This is a genomic window from Streptomyces sp. NPDC055025 (assembly GCF_053608565.1).
Window position 1 is genome coordinate 1 of the sequence record NZ_JBSGVS010000146.1, and the last position, 2,299, is coordinate 2,299.

Consider the following 2,299-nt stretch of genomic DNA (forward strand, 5'->3'; position numbering starts at 1 on the left):
CTCCCGGCCGGCCGGGAGCGACCGGATCAGGCCTGCGAACCGGCCTGCCACTCCGCCCAGTTGAGGTTCCAGCCGTTGAGGCCGTTGTCGGGCTTGATGGTCTTGTCCGGGGAGTTCTTGACGATGACGACATCACCGATGAGCGAGTGCTCGTAGAACCACGCAGCCGGCTGGTTGGGGTCGCCCGCGCCCTTCACATCCGCCAGGCCGACACAGCCGTGGCTGGTGTTGGCGGTGCCGAAGATGGACTTGGCGCCCCAGTAGTTGCCGTGGATGAAGGTGCCCGACGTGGACAGCCGCATGGCGTGCGGGACGTCCTTGATGTCGTACTCGCCCTTGCCGTCGTTGTCCGTGAAGCCGACCGTCGCGCCGTTCATCCGGGTCTCCTTGAACTTCTCGGAGATCACCATCTGACCGTTGTACGTCGGGTTCTCGGGGGAACCCGAGGAGATCGGGATCGTCTTGACCGTCTGGCCGTCCTGCGTGACCGTCATCGTCTTCTTCTGGGCATCGACGGTGCTGACCTGGTTGCGGCCGATCGTGAACGTGACCGTCTTCTGCTGGACGCCGAAGACACCGTCGGCGCCCTCGACCCCGTCCAGGTTCAGCTTGAGGGTGACGGTCGAGTTGCCCTGCCAGTACTGCTCGGGGCGGAAGTCGAGCCGCTGAGAGCTGAACCAGTGCCCGACGACCTCCTGGCCGCTGCTGGAGGTGACCGTGATCCCCTCCTGGACCGCCTTCTGGTTGGTGATCGCCTTGTCGAAGTTGATCGAGACGGGCATACCGACGCCCACCGTGGAGCCGTCCTCGGGGGTGAAGTTCCCGATGAAGCTGTTGTCGGGCGAGACGGTGGTGAAGGACGAGTTCTCATGGGCCTCGCGGCCCTTGCCGTCCTTGGCCGACGCGGCGATCTTGTAGGTGGTCGAACGGTCGAGCTGACCGTCCGGCTGCCAGCTCGTGGAGTCGGCGGAGAGCTTCCCCGGCACATCCGTGCCGTCCGCCGTGGTCATCGTGACCTCGGTGAGGGTGCCCTTGGTGACCTTGACCTCGGCGTCGTTGTTGATGCCGACGTTCGTCGCGCCGTTCTTCGGTGAGATGGCTATCTGGGCCTCGGAGGTGTCCTTGGCCGCCGCCTCGTCCACCTGGGCCTGCGACGACGGGGACTTCGTGTTCTCGGCGGACGCGTTGTCCGCGCCCTCGCTACAGGCCGAAAGCACCAGTACACCGCCGAGCACCGCGGACGCGGCCATGAGGCCCCTGCGCCGCTTGCTGTCCGTCATCACACGCTTCTCCATCATCGACGCCAACCCTGCCGGTATCCTTTAAGAACTGCTGTACCGGTTCGCCCGGTTCCACTTCAACCGAGATGTGTCGCACACCACTCGCCCAGGGCATGGGCGAGCCCCGGCCCGTCGGCTGACGCGGACCGGGGCTTACCAGAGTGACACGCTCGCGTGCTAGTGCCGACCAGCCGGGACTTCCTCCTCCTCTTCCGCGGGCGCGGCCCGGTCCTCGTCGTCGAGGTCCCACTCCGCGGAGTCCGGGTCGTAGTCGATCTGCTCGCTGGTCCACGAGGCCTGGGCGAGCTGGACCCCGGGGACCGTCCTGACCAGGTCGAACGGTTCGACGAGATACGCGATGGCCTCGGCCTCGTCCTCCCCCACCGCCGTCTCGGCGTGGGCACGCTCGTCGTCGGGCATGAACTCGTCGGCGCCGATACGGGCGAGGGCGGTGGCGCTCAGCTTCTCGGGGTCGTCGACCTCCAGCACCAATTCCACCCGAAGCCGTACATACCGTGATGTTTCTGTAGTGGTCATACGACGGAGCGTAGGGCTCAGACCCCCCGCGACTTTCCCGCGACCCGCTGCTTTCACTAGCATCGGCGCACCCAGCCAATTCGGCGTTGTCACAAGGGGGATCGAATCCGTGTCCGTCGTACGCCGACCGCTGCTGACAGCCATCGTCGCCGGGACCCTGCTCTGTGCCCTGTGGTTCGTTCCGTCCGCGAACGCCACCGATGAGCGCGGTGAACCGGCTCCTCTGTCAGCGGCGACCGCTCACAGCCCCGCCGCCGGGGACTCCGACAGCCCGGAGAGCCCACGGCACCTCGCCCTCGCCGACACCGGCGGCGTGGACACCACGCCGTATCTGTTCGGCGGGACCGCCTTTCTGATGATCGGCGCGGGGTTCGTCGCGTACTCGGCGAGAAGAAACGCCGACGCGCTCTGATCCGTCCGCACCATGAGATCCGTCCGCACCATGAGATCCATCCGCACCACAGAGGGGGCCGCCCGGACAC

The 2,299-nt window shown here is 66.6% G+C and carries 3 protein-coding genes; 1 reads left to right on the forward strand and 2 read right to left on the reverse strand.

Annotated features, from left to right (window positions below; genetic code table 11):
* Positions 1-26: 26 nt before the first annotated feature.
* Together ACWGDX_RS39260 and ACWGDX_RS39265 are read right to left on the reverse strand one after the other, a co-directional pair.
* Positions 27-1,295 (reverse strand): L,D-transpeptidase, encoded by a 1,269-nt coding sequence (locus ACWGDX_RS39260; protein WP_453633609.1) that lies wholly within the window; start codon positions 1,293-1,295, stop codon positions 27-29.
* 162 nt (positions 1,296-1,457) lie between these two features.
* The gene (locus tag ACWGDX_RS39265) at positions 1,458-1,817 is read right to left on the reverse strand and encodes a hypothetical protein (protein ID WP_453633605.1); all 360 of its coding nucleotides are present in this window, start codon (positions 1,815-1,817) and stop codon (positions 1,458-1,460) included.
* 109 nt (positions 1,818-1,926) lie between these two features.
* On the opposite strand from ACWGDX_RS39265, the gene ACWGDX_RS39270 reads away from it, so the two are divergent.
* Entirely contained in the window at positions 1,927-2,229 is a 303-nt protein-coding gene (locus ACWGDX_RS39270) for a hypothetical protein (protein WP_453633607.1), read from the forward strand.
* Positions 2,230-2,299 lie beyond the last annotated feature (70 nt).